Genomic DNA, 23,697 nt, shown 5'->3' with positions numbered 1-23,697 from the left:
TAACAGGGGTGCGCGGCCAGTCCGCGTCATCCAGGGCCACCCTCAGACCCGGCGTCGCCGTCGAGCTTGACGATGGGCAGGACGGCGGGCGCCAGTTCTAACCCTGCGCCTGGATCGCCGTGATGGCCACGGTGTTCACGATGTCCTCCACCGTGCAGCCGCGCGACAGGTCATTCACCGGCTTCCGGAGCCCCTGCAGGACAGGCCCGACGGCGACCGCGCCGGAGCTTTGCTGCACGGCCTTGTACGTGTTGTTGCCGGTGTTCAGGTCGGGGAAGATGAAGACGGTCGCCTGACCTGCCACGGACGAACCCGGCATCTTGGACTCGGCAATGGAGGCGTCCACGGCCGCGTCGTACTGGATGGGGCCTTCGACGGCGAGATCCGGGCGGCGTTCGCGGACCAGGTCCGTGGCCTGCCGCACCCGGTCCACGGCTTCGCCGGAGCCGGATCCGCCGGTGGAGTAGGAAAGCATGGCCACCCGCGGCTCCACACCGAACTGCGCCGCGGTCTCGGCGGACGCCAAGGCGATGTCCGCGAGCTGCTCCACGTTGGGATCCGGGTTCACGGCACAGTCGCCGTAGACCAGCACGCGGTCCGGCATCAGCATCAGGAACACGGAAGACACGATCTTCACGCCCTCGCGCGTCTTAACGAATTCCAGGGCCGGCCGGATGGTGTGGGCGGTGGTGTGCGCGGCACCGGAGACCATCCCGTCCACGACGCCCAGCTGGACCATCATGGTGCCGAAGTAGCTGACGTCCTGCATGATTTCCAGGGCCTTGGGCAGATCCACGCCCCTGTGCGCGCGCAGCTCCGAGTACTTCTCCGCGAACTTCTGCCGCAGGTCCGAGGTGGCGGGGTCCACGATGTTGATCCCGGTCAGGTCGATGCCGCTGGCGGATGCCAGTTCGCGCACGTCCGGTTCCGGGCCCAGGACGGTGAGGTCGCAGACATCGCGGCGGTGCAGGATTTCCGCGGCGCGCAGGATCCGGACGTCCGTACCCTCGGGCAGGACCACATGGCGGCGCTGCGACCGGGCCCGCTCGATCAGGTCGTGCAGGAACCGCAGCGGCGTCATGCGCTCGGCCCGCGGCAGATGCAGCCGTTCCACCAGTTCAGCCTCGTCCACGCTGCGGGACCACAGGCCCAGAGCGGAGGCCACCTTGCGGCGGTGCCCGGACCAGATTTCGCTGCGGACCTCGGAGATGCGCTTGGCGGTACCGTAGGTGTCCTCCTCGGCGGCAAAAACCGGGAACGGGGCCTGCGCCAGGAGCGGATAGATGTTGGCATCCGGGGCCAGGCCGCCGGTCAGGATCAGCCCGGACGGCACCGGGAATTCCGGCGAGAAGGAGGAGGCCAGGCACGCGACCATCACGTCCGCCCGGTCCCCGGGAACGATCACCAGCGCACCCTCGTCCAGCACATTCAGGAAATTGCCCACACTCATGGCCGCGACTTTGACGTCCTTCACGTCGCGCTCCATGTCCGCCCGGCCGGCGATCTGCCGCACGCCCAGCGCCGCCGCCACCTCGCCGGTGGTGGGCCGGGCGATGTCCTCCAGCTCGGGGAAAACGTAGACGGGACGCCCGGAGGCGCCGGGCTTCACAGCGGCGGCAATAGCACCGACGTCGTCCGGATTTGCGCGGTTGACCATGATGGCCAGCAGCGAGCACTTCTCCGCGGAAAGCTCCTTGCGGGCAACCTCGACGGCGGCCGTCGCCTCCTCGACGGTCCGTCCCTTCGCGCCGACCACGGCTACCACGGAGGCGGCGAGGTTGTTGGCCAGCCGGGCGTTCAGGTCGAATTCGACGGCGGCGTCCTGGCCGGTCAGGTCCGTCCCCTCCACGATCACCACGTCGCAGTGGCGGGAGATTTCGGCGAAAATTTCCACGCAACGGGCATCGATCTCGGCCCGGTTGCCCTCGGCCAGCAGCTCGCGGACCTCCTGGAACGTCAGGCCGCCGCGGCAGCGCTCGTCGTCGAGCTCGAACCGGCTCTTCATCAGCGCCACCATGGGGTCGTCCCCGGGGCCCTGGACCACCGGCTTGAAGAATCCGATCCGGTCCGCATGCCGGTGGAGGGTGTCCGCCAGGCCCAAAGCCACGAGTGACTTGCCCGATCCGGGTGTGGTTGCGCTGACGTAGATCCCCTTGGCCATGGTCCGCCCTTAGGTAGTGGTGATGCAGGTCCACCCCAGTCTTTCACCCGGGGCACCCCAAGTGGCAAAGCGCCCGCCGCCGTCGTGCGTTCCCGCCCGGTTGCTCCGCGCGGCATGGACGCGGCGCGCCGTGCCCGACGGCGTGTTCCCTCGAAAAGCGGACTCCTCGCCAAAGCAACTGGGCACGAAGGGCTGGCTCGACGCCCAACTCTTGACACCGACCCCCTTCATGGGATTACCTAATGAACATTCGGTAAATAAAGCTGGAGGCAATGACGCATGGCTGGAACAACCCTCTCGGGCCCACCGCACCAAATCCTGGAGAACGACTACGCCTCCGAGTGGATGGGCATTGACGTCATTGCGCTCAGCGACGGGCACGCCACCATCCGGATGACCCTCCGGCAGGAGATGCTCAACGGCTTCGGCATGGCCCACGGCGGAATGATCTTCGCCTTCGGTGATACGGCCTTCGCCCTCGCATGCAACCCGGCCGTTCCGGCACCCGGGGAAGAGAACAGCATCACCGTGGCCTCCGGCGTCGACATCAATTTCCTCAAGCCCGCCTTCCGCGGCCAGGTGCTCACGGCAGTGGCGGACCGGCGCTCCAGCGCGGGCCGCAGCGGACTGTACGACATCCAGATTTTCGCCGCCGACGCCGGCACCCCGGCTTCTGATTCCTCCGCAGACCCTTCCGCGCCCCAGTACGGCCAGCTCATCGCCGAGTTCCGCGGACGCAGCCGCACCATCCCCAAGAAGTAGGAAAACCATGTCCCTGCATGCCCCCGAAACCCCCGTCACCTCCACCGCGTCAGCGGACGCCACAGGCTCGGACGCCGTCCTGGACCGCGAGGAGACCATCTCCCGCGACGAGCTCGAAGCGCTCCAGCTGAGCCGCCTGCAGCACACCGTTCAGTACGCCTACGACCGCGTCCCCCTGTACAAACGGAAGTTCGACGACGCCGGCATCCACCCGCGCGACCTCCGGGAACTCAGCGACCTGGGCAACTTCCCCTTCACCACCAAGGAGGACCTCCGCGAGGAGTACCCCTTCGGCATGTTCGCCGTCCCGCAGGCTGAAGTAGCCCGCATCCACGCCAGCTCGGGCACCACAGGCCGGCCCACCGTCGTCGGCTACACCAAGCAGGACCTGGCGGACTGGGCCAAACTGGTGGCCCGCTCCCTCCGTGCCTCAGGCGTCCGGCCCGGCATGAAGGTCCACAACGCCTACGGTTACGGCCTGTTCACCGGCGGCCTGGGCGCCCATGCAGGCGCCGAAGCGCTGGGCTGCACCGTCATCCCGATGTCCGGCGGCCAGACCGAACGCCAGATCCAGCTGATCCAGGATTTCCAGCCGGACGCCATCCTGGCCACGCCCACCTACCTGCTGACCATCGCCGACGCCATGGCGCACATGGGCATCGACCCGCGCTCCACCTCATTGAAGTACGCGGTCCTGGGCGCCGAGCCGTGGACCGAAGAGATGCGGCACGAGCTCGAGGTCACCATGGATATCAAGGCCTGCGACATCTACGGCCTGTCCGAGGTCATGGGCCCGGGCGTTGCCGGAGAAGCGGTGGAAACCCAGGACGGCAGCCACATCTGGGAGGACCACTTCCGCCCGGAGATCATCGACGCCTACAACCCCGTGGTGGGCAAGGAGAACGTCCTGCGCGACGGCGAACACGGCGAACTCGTGTTCACCTCGCTCACCAAGGAAGCGCTGCCCATCATCCGCTACCGCACCAAGGACCTCACCCGCCTGCTTCCCGGCACGGCCCGCCCCGCGCACCGCCGCATGGGCCGCATCACCGGCCGCAGCGACGACATGATCATCCTCCGCGGCGTGAACCTCTTCCCGTCCCAGATCGAGGAGATCGCCCTGCGCATCCCCGAACTGAGCCCGCACTTCCAGCTCGAGCTGACCCGCCCCGAAGGCCAGCGGATGGACCAGCTGACCGTGCGGATCGAGCGGCGGGACGCCGTCACGCCCGAGCAGTGCGCGACGGCGGCGCGCGTTTTGAAGGAGCAGATCAAGATCCACGTGGGTTCTTCGTGCGCCGTGGACGTGGTGGATCCGGGATCGCTTGAGCGGTCCAACGGGAAGCTGCGCCGCATTTACGACCTGCGCCCCAAGGGATAAACGACCGACCGTTCGTGAGAAACTAGCCTCTATGCCCAGCACAGCAAGCACAGCAGCCGCCGCCCCCGCGGGTACCAAGCGGGGCCGGCCAGGCTACGACCAGCAGTCGGTGCTCCGCATCGCGGTGGACGTCTTTAACCGGCACGGTTATGACGCCACCTCGATGGGCATTCTGGCGGAGAACCTTGGCATCTCCAAGTCCGCGATCTACCACCACGTGCCGTCCAAGGGCGACCTGCTCAAGCTCGCCCTGGACCACGCACTGGGCGGACTGGAGTCCATCCTGGAGCAGCCGCAGGCCACCTCCGGCGCGGCGGACGCCCGGCTGGAATTTGTGCTGCGGCAGACGGTGGCGGTCCTGGTGGACCGGCTTCCGTTTGTCACGCTGCTGCTGCGCCTGCGCGGCAACACGGAGATCGAGCGGGATGCGCTGGAACGGCGGCGCACCTTCGACCACAAGGTCGCCGCCCTGATCTCGGCTGCCCGCGATGAAGGCACGCTGCGCCAGGACATCGATCCGCGCACCGTCACCCGGCTGCTTTTCGGCATGATCAACTCGATTGTCGAGTGGTACAAGCCGGGCGGTTCGCTGTCCCCGGACAAGCTGGCGGACGACGTCATCACCATGGCGTTCGACGGATTGCACGGGCACTCCTAGCACGGACCGGCGCATTCCTACGTCCTCTCCCACGAGAATACTAAGCGTACTTGGTATCAATGCCTCTGCCGGTTACGGTGGGACAAAGACCACTTACGCAGGAGGTTGCCGCCGCTGGAGTCCAGGGAAGGCGTGCAGCTGACGGCGCAGGAAAGCTCCTGGCTGAACTGCGCGGCCGAAACCCCGGCGATACCGTAGGCTTCAAGATCAAACGCGGGGACCAGAGCCTGGACATCCAGGCGGACCTCGCGGAACGGCCCACCAGTAGAACCACCCGATAGGAAGGTCAGAACATGAGCCACCCCAAGGAAGACGCAGACGCAGGCTTCATCGTCCCGGACCCGTCCAAGCTGCGCGAGGACATCCCCGGCGACGCCGGCGACGAAGCCAACGCAATCCGGTTCAGCGAAGAGCAGGCGCTGATCGAGGAGCAGTCCCACGGGCTCCGCCCGGACACCTACAGCGTTCCGTCCGGAGGCCCCACCATGGAGGAGGCCCGCGGCAACATGGACCTCTCTGACCAGAGCAGCACCGGCCACGGTACGGGCCCCGAGGACGACAGCAGCGATGACGGACTGCACGCCGGAGCCGAGTCCTGACCATCCCTTAAACGCCTAGGGGGTGCCCTGGAATCTTCCAGGGCACCCCCTAGGCTATTTTGTTGGTTTGCCGGCCCGGATCAGCTCCGTCCGGTCAGAGTTGGTACTCCGCCTGCGTCCCCAGGGTTTCGTGGACGCAGAGGATGTTGTGCTCGGTATCCATGAACCAGGCGCACTTCTCGGAGTCCGTGGTGCAGATGTGATTTTCAGTCCTCAGGTCGGGCAGATCGTAGTCCTGAAACTGCACTCCCCTGTCTTCCATCTCACGGACGGTCCGTTCAATGTCCGTCACCTCGAAGCTGAGAGCCGTGTGCTCCGAATGCTTGCCGTCCGTAACCGGCATCAACTGCAGCATCGGGCCGCCGTCAGTGCCGAGCAATTCGCTTCCATCGTCTGTCATACCGCGGTGCGGGAGTCCAAGTTTCTCCGTGTAGAAACTGTGGGCGCGGGCTGCATCATCGACTGGCAGGATGGTAGTGGCTGTGTTCAATCTCAATGTCATGTGGCCACCTCCTACGGGCAAAATTTTACGCCCGTCCGCCCCCAAAAACCCCCGGGATGCTCTATCACTTATGGTCCCTAACACCGGGTGTTAGGGACCATAAGTGATAGAGCGAGGGGGGCGGGGGTGGGTTACTTTTCCACAAGGGTCAGGACGTCGTAGGTGGCCACGATTTCGTCGTTCTGGTTGGTCAGGACGGCATCCCAAGAGACCTCGCCGTACTCATCCGTCTCGCGCGGGGTGATCTTCTTGGCGGTGAGCGTGACCCGGATGGAGTCGCCCGCGGCCACCGGCGTGATGAACCGCAGGTTCTCCAGCCCGTAGTTGGCCAGGACGGGGCCCGGAGCGGGCTCCACGAACAGCCCCGCGGCCCAGCTGAGCAGCAGGTACCCGTGCGCCACGATGCCCGGGAAGAACGGGTTGGCTTCCGCCGCTTCCTGGTTGGTGTGGGCGTAGAAGGTGTCTCCGGTCGAGTTGGCGAACGCTGTGATGTCCTCCAGGGTCACCTGGCGCAGCTCGGACCGGACGGCGTCGCCGATGCGGAGCGTGGACAGGTGCTTCCGGAACGGGTGCGTGCCCTCGGTTTCCACAGTGAAGTTTCGGTCCGCCCCGGTGTGCCAGATGCCGGTAACGGCGGTGAGCATGTTGGGCGAACCCTGGATGGCGGTGCGCTGCATGTGGTGCATGACGGAGCGGATGCCGCCGAGCTCTTCACCGCCGCCGGCACGCCCGGGGCCGCCATGGACCAGGTGCGGCACGGGTGAGCCGTGGCCGGTGGAGGTGCGGGCGTCCTCGCGGTTGAGCATCAGCACGCGGCCGTGGTGCGCTGCGATGCCGGTGACCAGTTCACGCGCCACATCTGGGTCGTTCGTGCACACGGACGCCACCAGGGAGCCGCCGCCCCGGGCGGCGAGGCGGACGGCGTCGGAAAGGTCCTCGTAGCCGATCACCGATGAAACCGGCCCGAAGGCCTCCAGCGAGTGGATCGCTTCCGCCTCGGGGTCCTGCCAGTTCAGTACCACCGGGGACATAAAGGCGCCTTCCTCCACAACGCCCGTGGCACCGTCAGCGGAGGTGACCGACGGCGAATCGAGCGTTCCGTACGCAAGCTCACCGCCGGCGTCGAGCATGGATTGCACGGCCGCGCGGACATCGTTAAGCTGCTCCACCGAGGCGAGCGCGCCCATGGTGACGCCCTCGGCCCGCGGATCGCCCAGGACAACGCGCTCGGAGATCCGCTTGCCGATGGCCGCGGACACGGCCGGGACGAGCTCCTGCGGCACGATGGCGCGGCGGATGGCGGTGCATTTCTGCCCGGCCTTGGCCGTCATTTCCGTGACAACCGACTTCACGAAGGCGTCGAACTCCGGCGTCCCTTCGACCGCGTCCGGGCCAAGGATGGCGGCGTTCAGGGAGTCGGTCTCGGAGGTGAAGCGGACACCGCCCTCCACCACGTTGCGGTGCGACTTCAGCGACTGCGCGGTGGACGCGGAGCCGGTGAAGGCCACGAGGTCGCGGTAGTCCAGGACGTCCAGCAGGCCACGAACGGAGCCGGAGACCAGCTGCAGCGAGCCCTTCGGCAGGATGTTGGATTCGATGATGGCCTTCACCACAGCGGCGGCAACGTAGCCGGTGGGGGTGGCGGGCTTGACGATGGTGGGGACGCCGGCGATGAAGGCGGGCGCCAGCTTCTCGAGCATGCCCCAGACCGGGAAGTTGAACGCGTTGATCTGTACGGCAACGCCGGGGATGCGCGTGTAGATGTGCTCGCCGGCGAACGAACCGTCCTTGGACAGGACCTCCATGGGGCCGTCCACCACCACCTGCGCATTAGGGAGCTCGCGGCGGCCCTTGGAGCCGAAGGTGAAGAGGACGCCGATGCCGCCGTCGATGTCGATCATGGAATCGATCTTGGTGGCGCCGGTCTGCGCCGAAAAAGCGTAGAAGTGCTCGCGGCGGGCGTTGAGGTACTGCGCCAGCTCCTTGAGTTTGAGCGCGCGCTGGTGGAAGGTCAGCTTGCCAAGTTCGGCCTGGCCGACGGTGCGGCCGTGCTCTACAACGGCGGCAAGGTCCAGGCCTTCCGTGCTGACCCGGGCCAGGAGCTCACCCGTGCTGGCGTCACGGACGGGGACAGCGGAAGCTGCCGAACCGGCGTCGGGCGTCCACCAGCGGTCCTGGACGAAACTGGGGACGGTCTCGACGGTGTCGACCGTGGCCTGGGGAGCTGTGGCAGTGGTGGTCATCGTTGACGGGTCCTTCCAACATGGGGGCAGACGAAGACGGACGATCATTACTGACCGGCCGTTCGGTAATATATCTACAGTACATGAATGCGCCGTGGTGCACACTAGGAATTCGCACACCGGACGTTCCGCCAAGGCCGAGGAGAACCCATGACCGCGCACCACTCCCCCACAGACGCCGAGCTGTGGAAAATTACCCTCGGCGAGCTCGACGAGAAGATGGGCGTGAAGATCGTCGAGGAATCCGTCCAGCGGGTGGTGGCCACCATGCCGGTGGCGGGGAACCGGCAGTCGTTCGGCCTGCTGCACGGCGGGGCGTCCCTCGCCGTGGGCGAGGCAGTGGGCTCCTGGGCCGCCGTCATCCACGCCAGCACCCTCGGCAAGACCGCCGTGGGCGTGGACGTTTCGGCCACCCACCACCGGTCCGCGCGCGAAGGCCAGATCACCATCACCGCCACCCCCATCCACCTGGGCGGCACCCTCACCACGCACGAGGTGCTCATCACCAACGAAGCCGGCCAGCGCCTCTGCACGCTCCGCATCACCAACCTCCTGATGGAGAGGCGCACGCCCAAAAAGTAGGGTACTTAGTACTCGTGACGGCCGCGCCGGGCAGGCGTAGCCTACATCGGACACCCCCTTGTCCCCCCAGACGTCAAAGGAGAACCCGATGGACAACGTACGACGGCGGCGCCCGGCCTTAGCGGCCTTCCTCGCCATCCTGGCCATGGCACTTGGCTCCACGGCCATTCCGGCGGAAGCGGCACCCCCGCCGAAGGACGTGGATTATGTGGCCCTCGGCGATTCCTATACAGCAGGGACGGGTGCGGGCGCCTTTGTCCCGTCGGCGCCGTGCACGCAGACGGCCGGCGGCTACGTCGACCTTCTCGACGCCGTGGACCCGGTTTCCCTCGCCGGAAACGCGGCCTGCCACGGCGCACTGCTCGTGGATTCGTCGAACGGCGTTACCAGCGTCCAGGCCCAGCTCGGCGGCCTGGTGGCGAGCGGCCGGCTCTCCAGGGACACCGAGCTGGTCAGCGTCACCGCCGGCGCCAACGACATCGGGGTCAGCACCATCCTCTACGCCTGCGCCACCTCAACTCCGGAGGCCTGCACCGCTGCCACTTCCGCTGCGGCGGCTGCCCTCCCCGCCGTCCACGCCAACCTGGTCCAAACCTTCGCCGCCATCCAGAGCTACGCACCCCGGGCAAGGATCGCGGTGCTGGGCTACCCGATGCTTTTTGATGCATCGAGGGCGCCGCTCATTTCTCCGGCGGCACAAACCCTGGTCAACAGCGGAACGGCCGGGCTCAACCTGACCATCGCGTCCGCTGCGGCAACCGCCAAGAACCTGTTCGGCACGCAGGTCCAATACGTCGACGTCACAGCCCGGTTTGCAGGCCACGCCGTCAACTCAGCGGATCCGTGGATCTTCCTCGACAGCGGAAACCTGTTCGATCCCCGAAATTTCCATCCGAACGTGGCGGGACATAACGGGTATGCAGACGCACTGCTGGCCTCAGTCAGCCTGAAGCAGCTGGCCCGGGCGTAGCCGGTCCTAGGAGGGAACGCCATCCCCGGCTACGCTGGGCACAACACCAGCAGCGCGAGCCAAGGGAGTTCAGATGTCAGGTACCAACCCGGACCCGGACGACGACAAGATTACCGGCCTGGAACCCGGCGGCGGAGTGCCGCCGGGCGAAACACCCCCGGGTGAAGGCTCTGTGGCGGGCACCCAGGAGCCGCGCCAGCCCGGTTCCGGGAAGGGCCAGCAGGTGTTCTGGATAGCCGCCATCGGCGGCGGAGTGCTGTTGTTCCTGCTGTTCTTTATCGGCTACATCGTGGGGCTGTTCGGCTAGCTGCCGGCCGCCGGCCAGTCGAAGAACCCCTTGCCGGTTTTGCGCCCGAGTTCGCCTCGGGCCACCTTGTCCCTCAGGATCTGCGGCGGGGCGAACCGCTCGCCCAGGGTGGAGTGCAGGTATTCAGCGATACCGAGGCGGACATCCAGCCCTACGATATCGGTGGTCTTCAGTGGCCCGGTGGGGTGTTTGTAGCCCAGCACCATGGCGTTGTCGATGTCCTCGGCGGATGCCACGCCTTCCTCCACCATCCGCATCGCCTCCAGCGCAATGGCAACGCCAAGTCGCGAGGAGGCAAAGCCGGGAGCGTCATTGACGACGACGGCGGTCTTGCCGAGCGCCCCGACCCACCCCTTTGCCGCGGCAGCGAGTTCGGGAGACGTGCGCTCGCCCAGCACCACCTCGATTAGGGTGGACGCGGGGACTGGGTTGAAGAAGTGCAGGCCCAGGAAGTTCTGCGGCCGGGCCAGTTCCGCGGCGAGGCCGTTGACGGACAGCGACGAGGTGTTGGAGGCCAGGTACGCATCCGCGGCCAGCCGCTCCTCGATGCCGCGCAGCGAGGCGACCTTCAGGTCCCAGTCCTCGGGAACGGCTTCCACGACCAGCTGCCGGTCCTTGAAGGCGTCGTAGTCCACGCCGACGGCCAGCCGGGACACCATCTCGTCGAGGTTGGCATCCGTGGCGCCGCGCTCGATGCTTCTGGCAGCGGCGGACTCCACCCGCTCGCGTGCGGCTTCGGCGGACTGCTCGTCGCGTTCCACTACCAGCACCGCCGCGCCCTTGATGAGGAACGCATGCGCGATGCCGGCCCCCATCCGGCCGCCGCCGAGGACGCCGACGGCGTGGGGCAGGCCTGCGGGGAATTCCGAGTTGGTCATTGCTGGTCCTTCTTCTGTGATTTCTTGTCCAGGAACGCCTGCATGCGGTCGAACTTGGCCTGGGACTCAAAAAGGATTCCCTGGGCCAGCTGGTCGATCAGCGGGTGGGCCTCCGCGGGGGCGTGGAACACGGACTTGGTAATCCGCACGGCCAGCGGGTCCTGCCGGCCAATCCGGTCGGCCAGGCTATGGGCAGCGGCCATGAGTCCGTCCGCGTCATGGATTTCGGTGATGAGGTTGACCGCGAGGGCATCCTCGGCGCCGAGGATCCGGCCGGCCAGCAGGATCTGCTTGGCCACCGGCTCCCCCACAAGTTCCTTGAGCCGCCAGCTCGCGCCTGCCGCGGCCAGGATGCCCAGGCCGGTCTCGGGGTTGCCGATCTTGACCGAGGGCGTGCCGATCCGGAAGTCCGCGGCGTAGGCCAGCTCGGCGCCGCCGCCGAGACAGTAGCCGTCCAGGGCCGCGATCACGGGCATGGGCAGCTTCGCGATCCGCACGAAGATGGTGGAGTTGATTCCCTGCAGCGCGTCATCGCGCCGGCGTTCGCGGAGCTGGGCGATGTCCGCGCCCGAGGCGAAGACCCCTTCAACACCGGCGATGATCAGGACCTTCGGGTCCTGCTCCAGCGCGGCGCAAACAGTATGGAGTTCATCCACCATCTGCTGGTCGATCGCGTTGCGCACCTGCGGGCGGTTCAGCAGCACCACCACCCGGTCCGGGCGCTCTTCGACCAGCAGCGCCTCAAACTTTTCCGCGGCCAGGTCCACGGCGCCGGCCATCAGACCTTCTCCAACAGCATGGCCGTGCCCTGGCCCACGCCGATGCACATGGTGGCCAGGCCGATGCGGGCATCCTCGCGCTCCATCCGCCCCAGCAGCGTGATCGCGATCCGGGCCCCGCTGGAACCCAGCGGGTGCCCCAGGGCGATCGCGCCGCCGTCGTTATTCACGATCTCCGGATCCAGGCCCAGGCGCCGCATGCTCGCCAGCGACTGGGTGGCGAAAGCTTCGTTAAGTTCGACGGCGGCAAGGTCGCCAACGCTGTAGCCGCTCCGCTTGAGCACTTTCTGCGTGGCCGGAACCGGGCCGATACCCATGATTTCGGGCTCGCAGCCGGCGGAGGCACCGTCGATGATGCGGGCCCGCGGCACCAGGCCCAGTCGCTCGATGGCAGCTTCGGAGGCGACGATAATCGCCGAGGCGCCGTCGTTCAGGGTGGACGAATTGCCTGCGGTAACTACGGAGCCGCCCGGAATGACGGGGCGGAGCCCGGCGAGGACGTCCATGGTGGTGCCCTGGCGCGGACCTTCGTCGGTGTCCACCAGGGTCTCGGACTTCCGGGTCTTCACGGTCACGGGGACGATCTCGTCCCTGAAGCGTCCGGCTTCGATGGCCGCCAGCGCACGCTCGTGGGAGCGGACGGCGAACGCGTCGGCATCCTCGCGGGAGATGTTGTCCACCCGTGCCACCTCCTCGGCGGTTTCCGGCATGGAGTAGGTCATCTTGCCGTCGCGGGCGAGTTCGCCCTTCTGGAACTTCGGGTTGACGAAGCGCCAGCCGATGGAGGTGTCGAAGATCTGGCCGGGCTTGGCGAAGGCGGTGGCGGGCTTTTCCTGGACCCAAGGCGCGCGGCTCATGGACTCGACGCCGCCGGCGATGACGATGTCCGCGGCGCCTGCCTTGATCATCTGGCTGGCCTGGATGATGGCGCTGAGGCCGGAGGCACACAGCCGGTTCACGGTGATACCCGGGATGTGGAGGGGAAGTCCGGCAAGAAGGATGGCCATGCGGGCGACGTTGCGGTTTTCCTCGCCGGCTCCGTTGGCGTTTCCGAGGACCACCTCGTCGATGCTGTCCGGATCCAGCCCTGCCCGGGTGACGGCCTCGCGGACCACCAGGGCGGCGAGGTCATCGGGTCGGACGGACGAGAGCGCCCCTCCGTACCGGCCCACCGGAGTACGTACTCCGCCAACAAGGAAAGCCTGCGGCCCTGCGGTTGCAGCCATGGAAACACCCTTCACGCGATCAACAGCACTGTCTCGGCGGGCGGCACCGCGGGCATGACCCACTTACCGACCGTTCGTTCTGTAAATAGTACACGCCCCGCCGCCGCAAGACACCCCGGCCGCAGGCTAGGCTGATTCGGCCTTGGCCGCTATGTCCGCCAGGTCCCTGGCCAGCGCCTTGCGCGTTGCGGCCATGCCCAGCTTGCCGAAGAGTGCCATCAGGATGCGGCTGGCGGCAGTGGGCTTAATGATCTCCGCCCCGAAGGTCAGCGTCAGGTCGGTGCCGCCGTCGCGCGGGGACAGGCTGAACCGGGTGGTGTAATCGGCGCCGCCCTGCACAGCCTTGACCACCGTACTGCGGGCGGGTTCCGCCGATGCCACCCACATCTCCATGGTTTCAGAACGGCCGAACATTCTCCGGGTCTCGCGCCAGCGAGTGCCCTCGCCGTAGGGGCCATCGGTGAGCAGCTGCACCGATTCCACACCGCTGAGCGTCGCGGCGGAGCCTGGAATGTCGGTGATCACGGCCCATACGCTCTCCGGCGACGCCTGAATGTGCTGGGTGAGGGTGGTGGCATGTTCCATAGCTTTGAGCCTAGTCTGATTCCGCCTGGCGGGCTTGAAATAGTAAGCAAGCTTCGTGTTATGGTGAAACCGCATTGTTTGATCACCGGAAACGAAAGGAGGCCACCACCATGGGCCTCGGAGACAAGATCGGTAACGAAGCAGAAGACCTCGGCGGCAAGGCCAAGGAAGCTGCTGGCAACGCAACGGACAACGACCGCCTGAGGGCAGAGGGCCAGGCCGACCAGGTCAAGGCGGACGCCAAGAAGATCGGCGAGGACGTCAAGGACGAGTTCAAACGAGACTAAGGCCTTCCCGCCAGCGGCTGCGGCCGCTATGAAGGCAGCACGGCGGGCACCCCTGCGGGGGTGCCCGCCGATTTTCGTTGGCAGGGCGGCAGGAGGGGCTCCGCCCGGGACACCGCGCATCCGGCACGGAACGGGCATGGAAGGTAGGATCTTCCCTACACCCAAGCCCTGAGCAGCGATGATCCGCGGCCGCAGGGCAAAACGCCCAAGCACCCGCCACTCCCCCTTGACGGTGCCTGGCAACAGCTACAGGAGGCCCTCCGCATGCCGGAACTCACACCCGCCCTCTCCGGGGAATGGCGCATCGACCCCGACCACTCGCGCATCGGGTTTTCCACCCGCCACGCCATGGTCACCAAGGTCCGCGGCGCCTTCAATGAGATCGACGGAACCATCATGGCCGACGCCGAGAATCCCCTTAAGTCGTCGGCGAAGGTCACCGTCAAGGTAGACAGCATCGACACGCGTAACGCCCAGCGCGACGAGCACCTCCGGACCAATGATTTCTTCGATGCGCCCACCCACCCCGAAATCACGTTCGAGAGCAACCGGGTGGACCAGATCGAAGAGGGCAACTTCATCGTCAGCGGCGACCTGACCATCCGCGGCGTCACTCAGGAAGTCAGCCTCCCCATCGAATTCCTCGGTGTGGAGCGGGACGCCTTCGGTTCCCTGCGCGCCGGTTTCGAGGGTTCGCGCCGGATCGACCGCCAGCAGTTCGGCGTCCGGTGGAACACCGCACTGGACTCCGGCGGGCTCATGGTCTCGGACAAGATCACGCTCGAGTTTGAAATCTCCGCGATCAAGGTCGAATCCTAGCCACCGCCAACCTGTACAAACGCCAACGGCGGGCCACCCGGGAAGGGCGGCCCGCCGTTCGTCGTCATTGCCGAAAGCGTTAGCTGAACAGCTCCGACTTCGGTTCGTTGTTCCTGACCTTCTGCCAGCCCAGCCACAGCAGCAGCGAGAACAGCGGAATGGTGGCCAGGGTCCAGAGGCCGAGGTGGAAGACCTCGCCGGACTTGCTGGTCATCGTGTCGAACCCGATCAGGATGGTGATCACCAGCAGGGAGGCCAGGCCCACCCAACTGCTCCACACACCGCCCGGTGCGGGCAGGGCAGAAACCTTGCCCTTCTTGGTGCGCAGCGCGATCTGGCTCGCGAAGATGGCACCCCAGGTGAAGATCACGCCGATCGACGCGGAGTTGAGGGCGAGATCGAACGCGTGGGAACCGCCCAGCCAGATGTTCAGCATGATGCCCACCAGGTACACAGCGCCGATGGCCAGGATGGCGGCATACGGCACGTGGTTCTTGGACATGCGGGTCAGCCATACCGGCGCGTGGCCGTTATTGGCCATGGTGCGGAAGATCCGGCCGATCGAGTACAGGCCCGAGTTGCAGGAGGAGAGCGCGGCGGTGATGACGATCATGTTCATGACATCACCCATCCACGCCAGGCCCATCTGGCCGAACACGGTGACGAACGGCGAGGTGCCGGCCACGTACTGGTCAGAGGGCAGCAGCATCGCCAGCAGGGTGACGGAACCAACGTAGAACACCACAATGCGGAGCACGACGGCGCGGATCGCCTTGGGCACTTCCTTCGCCGGATCCTGCATTTCGCCGGCGGTGATGCCGACGAGCTCGATGCCGTTGTAGGCGAAGATCACCGCATTGAGCACCAGGATCATGACCAGTGCGCCCTTGGGGAACATGCCGCCTTCGGCAGCGAAGAGGTTGGCCACCGAGGCGTTGCCGTCACCCACCTGGGCGTTGGTGATGACCATGAAGCTACCCACGGCCAGGAAGATGACGATGGCGCCCACCTTGAGGCAGGAGGCCCAGAATTCGAACTCGCCAAACGCCTTGACACTCAGGAGGTTCACGCCCACCAGGAGGAGCAGCGCCGCGATCGCAGACATTTCAACCGGCACGTTGGGGAAGAAGAACTGGAAGTACAGGCCGATGGCGATGAGCTCGGCGATGCCGGTCATGGCCCAGTTGATGAAGTACATCCAGCCCGACAGGTACGCGCCCTTCTTGCCGAACATTTCGCCGGCGTAGCTGACGAAGGACCCGGAGGTCTGGCGGTACATGATGAGCTCGCCGAGGGCGCGCATCAGGAGGTAGGCGATGACGCCCGCAATGGCGTAGGAGAAGATCAGCGCGGGGCCGGTGGAGGCCAGCCGGCCGCCTGCACCCATGAAGAGTCCGACGCCGATTGCGCCGCCCATGGCGATCATGGTGACCTGGCGGCCGCTCAGGGCCTTCGCGTAGCCCTCAGCGCTGAGGGAAGAATCGAGGGCTGTGGATGGCGCCGCGGCGTTCTTGAGTTCTGTTGGAGTTTGGGACACAACTATTCCTTGTGGGTTGGGATTTTCGCCGCATTCGGTGATAGTATGACCTGGCTCACATATTCGGAATTTTGCTCGTGAGGCATCCGTTTATAAGCGCAATTGGGCACACCGCCGAAGCTCGAGCGGCCTATCCATCCTACAAGAAATTTCGTATGCCACCGTGACCGGGGCTACAGCCTGCGGTGGCTGGGCTCACGCGGCGCGTGCCGGAACCGCCTGCCGGCGCCGCTTCGCTTTGGCAATCCGGGTCCCGATCAGCCCCTGGCGGGGGCTGAAAAGGTACACCAGCGCGAACACCGTGCCCTGCGCGAGCACCACCATGGCGCCGGATGCGGTATCCAGGTAGTAGCTGAGATAAATGCCCGCCACCGAACACACTGCGGAAATCGAGGGCGCGATCAGCAGCATCCCTGAGAACCTGTGCGTCAGCAGATATGCCGTGGCACCGGGAATAATCAGCATGGCCACCACCAGCACCACGCCCACGGTCTGCAGTGCCACTACGGAGGTGAGCGCCAGCAGGCCCAGCAGGAGCGCACCAAGCCGCCGGGGCGAGAGCCCGATGGCGTGTGCGTGCGTGGGGTCGAACGCATACAGGGTGAGGTCGCGGCGCTTCAGGATGAGGATGACCAGGGCCACAGCACCCAGCACCAGCACCTGGATGAGGTCCGGGACGCTCACGCCCAGCAGGTTGCCGAAGATGATGTGGTTCAGGTCCGTCTGGCTTGGCGTGACGGAGATCAGCACCAGGCCCAGCGCGAACAACGAGGAGAACACGATCCCAATCGCAGCGTCCTCCTTGACCCTGGAGGTATTGCGGACCACCCCGATCAGCGTCACGGCCACCAGTGCGAACACCAGCGCCCCCAGCGCGAACGGTGCGCCCACAATGTAGGCGAGGACTACGCCGGGGAGGACCGCATGGGACACAGCGTCGCCCATCAGGGACCAGCCGATCAGCACCAGCCAGCAACTCAGGACAGCGGAGACAACGGCGGCAAGCACCGTGGTCAGCAGGGCCCGGACCATAAAGTCGTAGCCAAGTGGTTCCAGGAGCAGTTCCATCAGGCAGTCCGACCTTCCGTGCGGTGGGCTTCCTGGTCCAGGACATCAAGTCCAAACGCCATGGCGAGGTTTTCGGGCTGGAGCACCTCTTCGGGCGGGCCGTGCATGAGGACCCGGTGCATCAGCAGCACCGCCTCGTCGCACAGCCGCGGCAGTGCATGGAGGTCGTGGGTGGACACCAGGATGGTGCAGCCGTCCGCCGCAAGCTCGCGCAGCAGCCGGGTGATGGTGGCTTCGGAGCGCTTGTCCACGCCGGCGAAGGGTTCGTCCAACAGCATGGTCGTGGCGCCCTGGGCGATCCCGCGGGCCACGAAGGCGCGCTTCTTCTGGCCGCCGGAGAGCTGCCCGATCTGCCGCCCTGCAAAGTCCTGCAGTTCCACCCGCTCCAACGCGTCGTCCACCGCCTCCCGGTCCGCCTTGGACGCGCGGCGGGTGAAGCCCTGATGCCCGTATCGGCCCATCATCACCACGTCCCGGACGGACAGCGGGAACTGCCAGTCCACGTCCTCGCTCTGCGGCACGTAGCCGATCCCCCCTTCCCTGCGCGCCGCGGAGGGCGGCTGTCCGTGGATCCGGACCGTGCCGGCGTCGGGCTTCACCATTCCCATGATGGCCTTGAAGAGAGTGGACTTGCCGGAGCCGTTCATCCCCACCAGCCCGCAGACCCGCGCCGGTTCCAGGGAGAGCGATGCCGAGTCCAGCGCCAGGACATCGCCGTAATGGACGGTGACGCGGTCGACCAGGATGGCGGGGGAGGTCATGATGCCGCCCCGGTCAGTGCCCGGACGATTACGTCCGCATCATGGCGGATGAGGTCGAGATAGGTGGGAACGGGCCCGTCCGCTTCGGACAGCGAGTCGACGTAGAGCGTGCCGCCGAATGCCGCGTCGGTGGCGCCCACTACCTGCTGCATGGGCGCGTCGGAAACCGTGGACTCACAGAAGACGGCCGGAACCCGGTGCGCCTTGACGTATTCAATGGCTCGGGCGATCTGCTGCGGCGTAGCCTGCTGCTCGGCGTTCACAGCCCAGATATACACCTCTTTGAGCCCGGCGTCCCGCGCCAGGTAGGAGAAGGCACCCTCACAGGTGACCAGTGCGCGCTGCGCTTTGGGCAGGGCCGAGAGCCTGGTGGTCAACTGGTCCTGCACAGCCTGCAGCTCGGCCTTGTATGCCTCCCCGTTGGCTTTGAAGGTATCCGCATTCTCCGGGTCCAGGTCGGAGAACGCCTTGACCATGTTGTCCACGTAGATCTGCACGTTCAGCGGCGACATCCACGCGTGCGGGTTCGGCTTGCCCTCGTAAGAGTCCTCGCTGATGTCCATCACTTCCACACCATCGCTGACCACCGCGTGGGGCACGTCCAGGCCCTCCACGAACTGGGCGAACCAGGCTTCCAGGTTCAGCCCGTTGTCCAGGATCAGGTCAGCCTTGGAAGCCTTCCGGATGTCGCCGGGGGTAGGTTCGTAGCCGTGGATTTCCGCGCCCACCTTGGTGATCGATTCCACCGTCAGCTTGTCCCCCGCAACGTTACGGGCGACGTCGGCCAGCACGGTGAAGGTGGTGAGGACCACCGGCTTGCCGCTCCCGCCCACCTCGGGGCCCCCGCCGCAGGCGGTGAGGAAGAGGGAAAGCGCGACGGCGGCAGCGGCTGCGGCGCGCAGGAGAACCCTCGGACGAGGGCGAGCGTGGGGCGCAGGATTCGGAGCAGCTACTTTGGCGCACCGAAACAAATTTTTAGGCATACCGAATATTCTAGTGGATGTCCGATTCGCCCTGCAACGCTCCACCGCCTCCCAACCAGGTAGCGCCAAGTGCCGCTTTGGACCCTCAAAACGGCACTTAGCGCGACCTGGTTGGGAGATAGGGTGGACATATGCGTACCGCCCGCCGGCTTCCGCCGGCACCCGATCCCCGGATGTACCGTTTCTCGCGCCTGGATTACTCGGCACTCGGTGCTTATGTCGCCATCGGGGTAGTGTTCGGGATCGCGGCGGGACTATTGGAACCGTTCCTGCGCAGCCTGGCCCCGTCCCCCGCGGCCCTCTCCTACGTCGTGAACCTGTTCTTTTATGCCTCCGTGGGAATATTGGCCCTGCTCGCAGCCCGGAAGGTAGTGCACCGTGACCTTCAGGTCCTGGCCACCCGCCCCTGGTTCACGCTGCTGATGGTGCCCGCCGCCGTCGTCGGAATGCTCATCCTGACTGCCCTCCTGGTTTCCTGGGTAGGCGAAAGCCAGACGTCCGCCAACCAGGAAGGCCTGCAGGAGCTCATGCAGCAGGTCCCGGCCTGGCTCATGGTGCCGCTGCTGGTGGTGGTGGGTCCGTTCGTGGAGGAATACATCTTCCGGCACCTGCTGATCGGCAAGCTGAGCCGGCGCCTGAACACCTGGCTCTGCTGCGCCCTGTCCGTCATCCTGTTCGCAGGCATCCACATCGCCGGCCAGGAAGCCATCACCCTGACAGCACTCATGCCGTATATCGCCATGGGGGCCACACTGGTTTTCGTGTATGTCTGGACCGGAAAGAACCTGATGTTCTCCTACTTCGTGCACGCCGCGAAGAACCTGCTGGCCGTGGTCTTCCTCTATGCCATCCCGCCGGAGGTCTTCGACCAGCTGCAGCAGGTCCAGCCCTAAGCCAGGCTCACGCCCAACATGAGGGTGCCGAAAGGGTTCCGCGCCGGGCTGGGCGGCCGTAGCGTGGGCACATGGGACTCACTATCCAGATCGTCGTTGACTGCCGGCAGCCGCACCAGCTCGCGGACTGGTGGGCGGAGACGCTGCAGTGGTCGGTGGAGCCGCAGGATGAGGCCTTCATTCGCTCCATGGTCAGCCAGGGGTACGCCACGGAGGACCAGACCATGACCCATCGCGGCAACCTGGTGTGGAAGGACGGTGCGGCCATCCGTCCGCCGGAGGAAATCGACGCCAAAGCCCCCGCCCGGCGCATCCTCTTCCAGTCCGGCGTGGAGGAGAAGTCCGTCAAGAACCGGGTGCACTGGGACGTCAATCTCGCAGGCCGGGACAAGGACGAAGCCCGGCGGGAGCTCGAAGCCCGAGGCGCCACGTACCTCTGGTCCGCCAGCCAGGGGCCGCATTCGTGGCACACGATGGCAGACCCCGAAGGGAACGAGTTCTGCATCAGTTGAGGCCGATTACTAGACTTGGACGGTGAGCAACCAAATCCCGTCCAAAGTGTCCGACATTTTCGATCCCACCCGCTGGCGCCTGGTGTCCGGATTTGAGGACTTCCAGGACATGACCTACCACCGCCAGGTGGAACGGGACAGCGATGGCCAATGGGTCCGGGACCTGCCCACGGTCCGGATCGCCTTCAACCGGCCCGAAGTCCGGAACGCCTTCCGGCCGGGAACCGTGGACGAGCTCTACCGCGCCATGGACCACGCCCGCATGACGCCGGACGTTGCCACCGTGCTGCTCACCGGCAACGGCCCCTCCCCCAAGGACGGCGGCCACTCGTTCTGCTCCGGCGGCGACCAGCGGATCCGCGGCCGGGATGGCTACCGCTACGCAGACGGCGAAACCCAGGAGACCATCGACCCGGCCCGTGCCGGTCGCCTACACATCCTGGAAGTCCAGCGGCTGATGCGCACCATGCCCAAGGTGGTCATCGCCGTCGTCAACGGCTGGGCCGCCGGCGGCGGACACTCGCTGCACGTGGTCAGCGACCTGACCATCGCATCCCGCGAGCACGGTAAATTCAAGCAGACTGATGCCACGGTGGGCAGCTTTGACGCTGGCTACGGCTCGGCCCTGCTCGCCCGGCAGATCGGCCAGAAGGCCGCCCGCGAGATCTTCTTCCTGGCCCGCGAATATTCCGCCGAGGACATGGTCCGGATGGGTGCCGTGAACGAATCCGTGGACCACGACCGGCTCGAAGAGGTCGCTCTGGAGTATGCGGCGGACATCGCCCGCCAGTCGCCGCAGGCCATCCGGATGCTTAAATTTGCCTTCAACCTGGCCGACGACGGACTGGCCGGCCAGCAGGTTTTCGCCGGCGAAGCCACCCGCCTGGCCTACATGACGGATGAGGCCGTGGAGGGCAAGGAGGCCTTCCTGCAGAAGCGCGACCCAGACTGGTCCAGCTTCCCGCACTACTTCTAAGTCAGGAGCGGCATATGAACAGCGAACCGTCCGCCGGGGTCCCCCTCAATGTCGAACCCGCGCTGAAGGCTCTCTCGGCCGCCCTCCACGGTGAGGGTCCCGCCGTCGAACTCTCGGTCGATGCCACCGGGGAACTGATGGTGGGGCATGTGGAGACGCCCGGTTGCGACGACGCCGTGGTGGTGGTCCGCACCTCCGGTTCCACAGGCGCGCCCAAAGCCGCCGTGCTCACCGTGGAGTCGCTGGCCGCGTCCTCGATGGCCACCGCGATCGCACTCAAGGGCGAGGGCCAGTGGCTGCTCGCGCTGCCTATCCAGTATGTGGCCGGCGTCCAGGTGCTGGTCAGGTCGCTTTTTGCAGGGACCCGGCCCTGGGTGATGGACATGTCCGGCGGGTTCACCCCACAGGCCTTCACGGCGGCGGCACTGGAACTGACGGACACCATCCGTTTCACCTCGCTGGTCCCCACCCAGCTCCAGCGACTCCTGCAGGACCCTGCGCCGGACACGCTCGCCGTACTGCGCCGCTTCAACGCGGTGCTGCTGGGCGGAGCCCCGGCACCGGCACCGCTCATGGCGGCCGCCCGCGATGCCGGTGTGCGGGTCATCAGCACCTACGGCTCCGCGGAAACCTGCGGCGGCTGCGTCTATGACGGCTACCCGCTGGAGGGCGTCTCCGTGCGCGTGGACCCGGACGGCCGGATCCTCCTGGGCGGCGACACCATCGCTGCCGGTTACTTGGAGGCGCCGGACCTGGAAACGGGCATCTTCTTCGAGGAGGGCGGCGTCCGCTGGTACCGCACCAGTGATCTGGGCCGCCTGGACGACGACGGCCGGCTCACCGTGCTGGGCCGCGCCGACGACGTGATCATCACCGGAGGCATCAAGGTGTCCGCGGCGCGGGTCCAGGAAGAGCTTGAAAAGTCCGACGGCGTGAGCGCAGCTTTCGTGGCCGGCGTACCGTCCGCCGAATGGGGCCAGGCCGTGACTGCCTATGTGGCGCTGGCGCCGGGCGCCGTCCCGGAACAGCCGGGAACCGGACCGGAGCTGCAGAGCGCAGGTTTGGCAGAGCGTGGTGCCGCGCTGGAGGAGCAGTGGCACCGCACGCTGGGTCTCCTGGCCCCTAAGACCGTCCTGCCCGCGCCGGAGCTGCTCATGCTCCCGAACGGGAAGCCGGACCGCCTGGCCATGACCGCGAAACTGAATGCACTGCACCGGGGAAAGTAAAGTGGATCTGCACCATAGCGGCGGAAGCACCATCCCCCGTCCTGCCGCACTTCCGAGCCAACACGAGGTACTGACCGTGGCCACAGCCGCACAATGGATCAAGGGCGCCCGCCTTCGCACGCTTCCGGCGGCGATCGCGCCGGTGCTGATCGGTTCCGCCGCAGCCTATGAGATGGATTCATTCCTTCTGCTGAATGCAATCCTGGCGGCGCTGGTGGCGCTCCTGCTGCAGGTGGGCGTGAACTTCGCGAATGATTACTCGGACGGCATCCGCGGAACCGACGACGACCGGGTGGGCCCGCTGCGGCTGGTGGGCTCGGGCGCCGCCGAACCCGACCACGTCAAATATGCCGCGTTCGGCGCCTTCGCCGCGGCGATGGCCTGCGGGCTCATCCTCGTTGTCATCACCCAGAGCTGGTGGCTGATCCTGGTGGGGCTGGGCTGCGTCATGGCCGCCTGGGGCTATACCGGTGGCAAGAACCCTTACGGCTACCTGGGACTGGGCGACGTCTTCGTGTTCGTTTTCTTTGGCCTGGTGGCCACCTTGGGCACCACCTACACGCAGGCCGGCCAGATCAACCTGCCCGCCATCATCGGTGCGGTGGGCACCGGCCTGATTGCCACAGCGCTGCTGATGGCCAACAACGTCCGTGACATTCCCACGGACATCCAGGCCGGCAAAAAGACCCTGGCCGTCCGTCTGGGCGACAAGCACGCCCGCGAGAGCTACGTCCTGATGCTCGCCGTGGCCATCCTGCTGGTGGTGGTGCTGGCTCCGGGACGGCCGTGGATGCTGATCGTCCTGCTGCTCATCCCCGCCTGCCTGATGCCGGCCTGGCTCATGATCAACGGCCGCAAGCGCAAGAGCCTGATCCCCGTCCTGAAGCAGACGGGCCTGATCAACCTCGGGTACAGCGTGCTGTTCTCAGCGGGACTTGTGCTCAGCCACGGGCTCTAGCGGTACGGGATCCAGCAGTACGGGTCCAGCCACGGAACCGGGCG

25 protein-coding genes are annotated in these 23,697 nt (G+C 66.3%); 14 read left to right on the top strand and 11 right to left on the bottom strand.

Going from position 1 to position 23,697, the window contains the following annotated elements:
- Nucleotides 1-97: 97 nt before the first annotated feature.
- Entirely contained in the window at nucleotides 98-2,161 is a 2,064-nt protein-coding gene (gene pta, locus ACFWIX_RS01945; protein WP_377214421.1) for a phosphate acetyltransferase, read from the bottom strand.
- 279 nt (nucleotides 2,162-2,440) lie between these two features.
- Between pta and ACFWIX_RS01940 the strand changes: the two genes are divergently transcribed.
- From ACFWIX_RS01940 to ACFWIX_RS01925, 4 genes are all read left to right on the top strand, one after another.
- The gene (locus tag ACFWIX_RS01940; protein ID WP_377214420.1) at nucleotides 2,441-2,923 is read left to right on the top strand and encodes a hotdog fold thioesterase; all 483 of its coding nucleotides are present in this window, start codon (nucleotides 2,441-2,443) and stop codon (nucleotides 2,921-2,923) included.
- Between the two features lie 7 nt (nucleotides 2,924-2,930).
- Nucleotides 2,931-4,304, top strand: a complete 1,374-nt coding sequence (paaK, locus tag ACFWIX_RS01935) for a phenylacetate--CoA ligase PaaK (protein ID WP_377214419.1) — start codon at nucleotides 2,931-2,933, stop codon at nucleotides 4,302-4,304.
- Nucleotides 4,305-4,335: 31 nt separating this feature from the next.
- Complete coding sequence (locus tag ACFWIX_RS01930; protein WP_377214418.1) at nucleotides 4,336-4,962, top strand: TetR/AcrR family transcriptional regulator; 627 nt, start codon at nucleotides 4,336-4,338, stop codon at nucleotides 4,960-4,962.
- 293 nt (nucleotides 4,963-5,255) lie between these two features.
- Nucleotides 5,256-5,561 (top strand): hypothetical protein, encoded by a 306-nt coding sequence (locus tag ACFWIX_RS01925; RefSeq protein WP_377214417.1) that lies wholly within the window; start codon nucleotides 5,256-5,258, stop codon nucleotides 5,559-5,561.
- Nucleotides 5,562-5,655: 94 nt separating this feature from the next.
- Here ACFWIX_RS01925 and ACFWIX_RS01920 read toward each other — a convergent pair whose 3' ends face one another.
- Both ACFWIX_RS01920 and paaZ read right to left on the bottom strand, forming a co-directional pair.
- The gene (locus ACFWIX_RS01920; protein ID WP_377214416.1) at nucleotides 5,656-6,063 is read right to left on the bottom strand and encodes a VOC family protein; all 408 of its coding nucleotides are present in this window, start codon (nucleotides 6,061-6,063) and stop codon (nucleotides 5,656-5,658) included.
- 131 nt (nucleotides 6,064-6,194) lie between these two features.
- Nucleotides 6,195-8,306: a phenylacetic acid degradation bifunctional protein PaaZ gene (paaZ, locus tag ACFWIX_RS01915; RefSeq protein WP_377214415.1), complete on the bottom strand. Its 2,112-nt coding sequence runs from the start codon at nucleotides 8,304-8,306 to the stop codon at nucleotides 6,195-6,197.
- A 150-nt stretch (nucleotides 8,307-8,456) separates the two neighbouring features.
- Here paaZ and ACFWIX_RS01910 point away from each other — a divergent pair, with 150 nt between their 5' ends.
- The 3 genes from ACFWIX_RS01910 to ACFWIX_RS01900 all read left to right on the top strand — a co-directional run bounded on the left by ACFWIX_RS01910 (nucleotide 8,457) and on the right by ACFWIX_RS01900 (nucleotide 10,165).
- On the top strand, nucleotides 8,457-8,888 hold the full coding sequence (locus ACFWIX_RS01910) for a PaaI family thioesterase (protein WP_377214414.1): 432 nt from the start codon (nucleotides 8,457-8,459) through the stop codon (nucleotides 8,886-8,888).
- 88 nt (nucleotides 8,889-8,976) lie between these two features.
- Complete coding sequence (locus tag ACFWIX_RS01905; protein ID WP_377214413.1) at nucleotides 8,977-9,858, top strand: SGNH/GDSL hydrolase family protein; 882 nt, start codon at nucleotides 8,977-8,979, stop codon at nucleotides 9,856-9,858.
- 73 nt (nucleotides 9,859-9,931) lie between these two features.
- On the top strand, nucleotides 9,932-10,165 hold the full coding sequence (locus ACFWIX_RS01900; RefSeq protein ID WP_377214412.1) for a DUF6480 family protein: 234 nt from the start codon (nucleotides 9,932-9,934) through the stop codon (nucleotides 10,163-10,165).
- On the opposite strand, the gene ACFWIX_RS01895 is transcribed toward ACFWIX_RS01900, so the two are convergent.
- The 4 genes from ACFWIX_RS01895 to ACFWIX_RS01880 form a co-directional block, all read right to left on the bottom strand.
- On the bottom strand, nucleotides 10,162-11,043 hold the full coding sequence (locus ACFWIX_RS01895) for a 3-hydroxyacyl-CoA dehydrogenase family protein (protein ID WP_377214411.1): 882 nt from the start codon (nucleotides 11,041-11,043) through the stop codon (nucleotides 10,162-10,164). The two genes, ACFWIX_RS01900 and ACFWIX_RS01895, sit on opposite strands and share 4 nt — an antisense overlap.
- Nucleotides 11,040-11,822, bottom strand: coding sequence for an enoyl-CoA hydratase/isomerase family protein (locus tag ACFWIX_RS01890; RefSeq protein WP_377214410.1), 783 nt, complete (start codon nucleotides 11,820-11,822; stop codon nucleotides 11,040-11,042). Before ACFWIX_RS01890 ends, ACFWIX_RS01895 begins: the two co-directional genes overlap by 4 nt.
- Complete coding sequence (locus tag ACFWIX_RS01885; protein WP_377214409.1) at nucleotides 11,822-13,048, bottom strand: thiolase family protein; 1,227 nt, start codon at nucleotides 13,046-13,048, stop codon at nucleotides 11,822-11,824. The genes ACFWIX_RS01890 and ACFWIX_RS01885 overlap by 1 nt, the downstream gene beginning before the upstream one ends.
- A gap of 126 nt (nucleotides 13,049-13,174) precedes the next feature.
- Nucleotides 13,175-13,633 carry an SRPBCC family protein gene (locus tag ACFWIX_RS01880; RefSeq protein WP_377214408.1) on the bottom strand — a complete coding sequence of 153 codons (459 nt, stop codon included), beginning with the start codon at nucleotides 13,631-13,633 and terminating at the stop codon, nucleotides 13,175-13,177.
- Nucleotides 13,634-13,743: 110 nt separating this feature from the next.
- On the opposite strand from ACFWIX_RS01880, the gene ACFWIX_RS01875 reads away from it, so the two are divergent.
- Nucleotides 13,744-13,920: a CsbD family protein gene (locus tag ACFWIX_RS01875; protein ID WP_377214407.1), complete on the top strand. Its 177-nt coding sequence runs from the start codon at nucleotides 13,744-13,746 to the stop codon at nucleotides 13,918-13,920.
- Between the two features lie 264 nt (nucleotides 13,921-14,184).
- A complete protein-coding gene (locus ACFWIX_RS01870; RefSeq protein WP_377214406.1) occupies nucleotides 14,185-14,739 on the top strand; it encodes a YceI family protein in 555 nt (184 codons plus the stop codon).
- Between the two features lie 79 nt (nucleotides 14,740-14,818).
- Here ACFWIX_RS01870 and ACFWIX_RS01865 read toward each other — a convergent pair whose 3' ends face one another.
- From ACFWIX_RS01865 to ACFWIX_RS01850, 4 genes are all read right to left on the bottom strand, one after another.
- The gene (locus ACFWIX_RS01865) at nucleotides 14,819-16,282 is read right to left on the bottom strand and encodes an amino acid permease (RefSeq protein ID WP_377214916.1); all 1,464 of its coding nucleotides are present in this window, start codon (nucleotides 16,280-16,282) and stop codon (nucleotides 14,819-14,821) included.
- A 189-nt stretch (nucleotides 16,283-16,471) separates the two neighbouring features.
- Nucleotides 16,472-17,344, bottom strand: a complete 873-nt coding sequence (locus ACFWIX_RS01860; RefSeq protein ID WP_377214405.1) for a metal ABC transporter permease — start codon at nucleotides 17,342-17,344, stop codon at nucleotides 16,472-16,474.
- Complete coding sequence (locus tag ACFWIX_RS01855; protein ID WP_377214404.1) at nucleotides 17,344-18,105, bottom strand: metal ABC transporter ATP-binding protein; 762 nt, start codon at nucleotides 18,103-18,105, stop codon at nucleotides 17,344-17,346. Before ACFWIX_RS01855 ends, ACFWIX_RS01860 begins: the two co-directional genes overlap by 1 nt.
- Nucleotides 18,102-19,088 (bottom strand): metal ABC transporter substrate-binding protein, encoded by a 987-nt coding sequence (locus tag ACFWIX_RS01850; protein WP_377214403.1) that lies wholly within the window; start codon nucleotides 19,086-19,088, stop codon nucleotides 18,102-18,104. Before ACFWIX_RS01850 ends, ACFWIX_RS01855 begins: the two co-directional genes overlap by 4 nt.
- A 131-nt stretch (nucleotides 19,089-19,219) precedes the next feature.
- Between ACFWIX_RS01850 and ACFWIX_RS01845 the strand changes: the two genes are divergently transcribed.
- From ACFWIX_RS01845 to ACFWIX_RS01825, 5 genes are all read left to right on the top strand, one after another.
- Entirely contained in the window at nucleotides 19,220-19,981 is a 762-nt protein-coding gene (locus ACFWIX_RS01845) for a CPBP family intramembrane glutamic endopeptidase (protein ID WP_377214402.1), read from the top strand.
- A gap of 71 nt (nucleotides 19,982-20,052) precedes the next feature.
- Nucleotides 20,053-20,493, top strand: a complete 441-nt coding sequence (locus ACFWIX_RS01840; protein WP_377214401.1) for a VOC family protein — start codon at nucleotides 20,053-20,055, stop codon at nucleotides 20,491-20,493.
- A 22-nt stretch (nucleotides 20,494-20,515) separates the two neighbouring features.
- Nucleotides 20,516-21,469, top strand: a complete 954-nt coding sequence (locus ACFWIX_RS01835; protein WP_377214400.1) for a 1,4-dihydroxy-2-naphthoyl-CoA synthase — start codon at nucleotides 20,516-20,518, stop codon at nucleotides 21,467-21,469.
- A gap of 14 nt (nucleotides 21,470-21,483) precedes the next feature.
- Entirely contained in the window at nucleotides 21,484-22,695 is a 1,212-nt protein-coding gene (locus ACFWIX_RS01830) for an AMP-binding protein (RefSeq protein ID WP_377214399.1), read from the top strand.
- Nucleotides 22,696-22,771: 76 nt separating this feature from the next.
- Nucleotides 22,772-23,653, top strand: coding sequence for a 1,4-dihydroxy-2-naphthoate polyprenyltransferase (locus ACFWIX_RS01825; RefSeq protein WP_377214915.1), 882 nt, complete (start codon nucleotides 22,772-22,774; stop codon nucleotides 23,651-23,653).
- Nucleotides 23,654-23,697 lie beyond the last annotated feature (44 nt).

Source organism: Pseudarthrobacter sp. NPDC058362 (assembly GCF_042723515.1).
Lineage (GTDB): Bacteria > Actinomycetota > Actinomycetes > Actinomycetales > Micrococcaceae > Arthrobacter.
The sequence above is the reverse complement of the archived record's forward strand: the minus strand, read 5'-3'. Positions and strand labels throughout refer to the sequence as shown.

Bases quoted from the DNA above. Each gene is read 5' to 3' on its own strand.
- pta (WP_377214421.1), bottom strand. From the start codon at position 2,161: ATGGCCAAGGGGATCTACGTCAGCGCAACCACACCCGGATCGGGCAAG.
- ACFWIX_RS01940 (WP_377214420.1), top strand. From the start codon at position 2,441: ATGGCTGGAACAACCCTCTCGGGCCCACCGCACCAAATCCTGGAGAAC.
- paaK (WP_377214419.1), top strand. From the start codon at position 2,931: ATGTCCCTGCATGCCCCCGAAACCCCCGTCACCTCCACCGCGTCAGCG.
- ACFWIX_RS01930 (WP_377214418.1), top strand. From the start codon at position 4,336: ATGCCCAGCACAGCAAGCACAGCAGCCGCCGCCCCCGCGGGTACCAAG.
- ACFWIX_RS01925 (WP_377214417.1), top strand. From the start codon at position 5,256: ATGAGCCACCCCAAGGAAGACGCAGACGCAGGCTTCATCGTCCCGGAC.
- ACFWIX_RS01920 (WP_377214416.1), bottom strand. From the start codon at position 6,063: ATGACATTGAGATTGAACACAGCCACTACCATCCTGCCAGTCGATGAT.
- paaZ (WP_377214415.1), bottom strand. From the start codon at position 8,306: ATGACCACCACTGCCACAGCTCCCCAGGCCACGGTCGACACCGTCGAG.
- ACFWIX_RS01910 (WP_377214414.1), top strand. From the start codon at position 8,457: ATGACCGCGCACCACTCCCCCACAGACGCCGAGCTGTGGAAAATTACC.
- ACFWIX_RS01905 (WP_377214413.1), top strand. From the start codon at position 8,977: ATGGACAACGTACGACGGCGGCGCCCGGCCTTAGCGGCCTTCCTCGCC.
- ACFWIX_RS01900 (WP_377214412.1), top strand. From the start codon at position 9,932: ATGTCAGGTACCAACCCGGACCCGGACGACGACAAGATTACCGGCCTG.
- ACFWIX_RS01895 (WP_377214411.1), bottom strand. From the start codon at position 11,043: ATGACCAACTCGGAATTCCCCGCAGGCCTGCCCCACGCCGTCGGCGTC.
- ACFWIX_RS01890 (WP_377214410.1), bottom strand. From the start codon at position 11,822: ATGGCCGGCGCCGTGGACCTGGCCGCGGAAAAGTTTGAGGCGCTGCTG.
- ACFWIX_RS01885 (WP_377214409.1), bottom strand. From the start codon at position 13,048: ATGGCTGCAACCGCAGGGCCGCAGGCTTTCCTTGTTGGCGGAGTACGT.
- ACFWIX_RS01880 (WP_377214408.1), bottom strand. From the start codon at position 13,633: ATGGAACATGCCACCACCCTCACCCAGCACATTCAGGCGTCGCCGGAG.
- ACFWIX_RS01875 (WP_377214407.1), top strand. From the start codon at position 13,744: ATGGGCCTCGGAGACAAGATCGGTAACGAAGCAGAAGACCTCGGCGGC.
- ACFWIX_RS01870 (WP_377214406.1), top strand. From the start codon at position 14,185: ATGCCGGAACTCACACCCGCCCTCTCCGGGGAATGGCGCATCGACCCC.
- ACFWIX_RS01860 (WP_377214405.1), bottom strand. From the start codon at position 17,344: ATGGAACTGCTCCTGGAACCACTTGGCTACGACTTTATGGTCCGGGCC.
- ACFWIX_RS01855 (WP_377214404.1), bottom strand. From the start codon at position 18,105: ATGACCTCCCCCGCCATCCTGGTCGACCGCGTCACCGTCCATTACGGC.
- ACFWIX_RS01850 (WP_377214403.1), bottom strand. From the start codon at position 19,088: ATGCCTAAAAATTTGTTTCGGTGCGCCAAAGTAGCTGCTCCGAATCCT.
- ACFWIX_RS01845 (WP_377214402.1), top strand. From the start codon at position 19,220: ATGCGTACCGCCCGCCGGCTTCCGCCGGCACCCGATCCCCGGATGTAC.
- ACFWIX_RS01840 (WP_377214401.1), top strand. From the start codon at position 20,053: ATGGGACTCACTATCCAGATCGTCGTTGACTGCCGGCAGCCGCACCAG.
- ACFWIX_RS01830 (WP_377214399.1), top strand. From the start codon at position 21,484: ATGAACAGCGAACCGTCCGCCGGGGTCCCCCTCAATGTCGAACCCGCG.